Raw genomic sequence first — 1,317 nt, 5'->3', positions numbered from 1 at the left:
TCATTTATGCTATCTGAAGTTAATTTATCTAAATTTTTGAAAAGTTTATTTAGAGTTTTTACTAATTCTTCTGGATCAATTGCTGGAGTATTTTCCCATTCTATTTTTCTTTGTTCTACAATATCAGGGTCTAACGCTCCAAATAAAGCTAGATTAAGTATTTCGCTTTTATCTAAGTTTTTATCATTAAAAGGATTGTAAGTCGGATCGTTTTCTAACTTTTCTTGAGCTAGTTTAAGATATTCTAAACTAGCCTTTCCATCTTCATAATAAGGTTTATTAATTTTGCTTTGATTATTCATATAAGTATTTGAAAAATTATTTACTCCATTAACCATCATAACAAATCCCTATACTTTCATATCAAATAAACTTATATTTTTTTGGCTGTATTGTAAAGCCACTTGCAAAAACTCTTCAAATGTTTCATAACTATCTATATCTTTAGGAGCTTTTAGATTTTTACCACTTAGCATTTCATAAGCTAGTTTTTCATACCAATTTAGTATTTTTTTATATTCTTTTGCTAATTCTTCACTTCTTGCTCTTTTAAAATCTTGTGATAATCTATTTGCTTCATCAGCTAAGTATTTTGGCATTTTTGAAATATCGCTTTGAGTTATTAAACCTTTTGCTACCATAGAATTAAGTGGTTTTGCGACATTTTGTGCGAATTCTTTATAATCTACAAATCTATCCCCGCCACTCATCTTGCCCCAATAAGTTCTCTCGCCTTCTACTAAAAAATGATTATTTCTTAATACGGCTATTAATATTCCACCACGACTTACATCTCCTTGATTGTTTTTATAATTATCGCCTTTAGCGTCCCATAAAATAGAATAACCTTGAGAAAAACTATCGCTATGCACGGGAAACATATCCATTTTGCCATCACCATCATAATGAAATAGTGTATCAGCACCCTTTATTCTTTGAAAATCTCGTGCATGAATATTCTTATCATTATAATCTTCAAAATCATATCTAGTTTGTAAAATCTTGCCTACACTAAAGGTACTATTATCTATCTCAAACCCACATGGCAAATTGTTAATATCTTCTTTACTAAAAAATTCTTTAGAGTTTAAAAAATCTTCACTTACAACTTGGCTTAAGACTTTATAAGCATTTCCAACGCTTTTTGCTATATCAATTTCCATGAATCTTTTACCTATTATATGAGCTTTATTGTTTTGTTCTACTAAAGATTTTAAACTATCGCTGTGGATTTTATAATTATCCGGAATACCTGCGGCTTTATTAAAATCACTTGTAAAAAAGCCATCTTTATCAACTCCGTATCCTAATACTTCA

2 protein-coding genes are annotated in these 1,317 nt (G+C 29.2%); both read right to left on the bottom strand.

The features are described from left to right. Positions 1–341: hypothetical protein (locus AVBRAN12654_RS09300; protein ID WP_336614375.1), on the bottom strand; the 341-nt coding region annotated here is incomplete at its 3' end. A gap of 9 nt (positions 342–350) precedes the next feature. Beyond that, positions 351–1,317 (bottom strand): Cj0814 family flagellar-dependent secreted protein (locus AVBRAN12654_RS09295; protein ID WP_336614374.1); only part of this gene is annotated, 967 nt, incomplete at its 5' end.

It is taken from the genome of Campylobacter sp. RM12654 (assembly GCF_020137585.1).
GTDB lineage: Bacteria > Campylobacterota > Campylobacteria > Campylobacterales > Campylobacteraceae > Campylobacter_E.
Note: the sequence above shows the minus strand (reverse complement) of the source record. Positions and strands in the feature narration are given on the sequence as shown.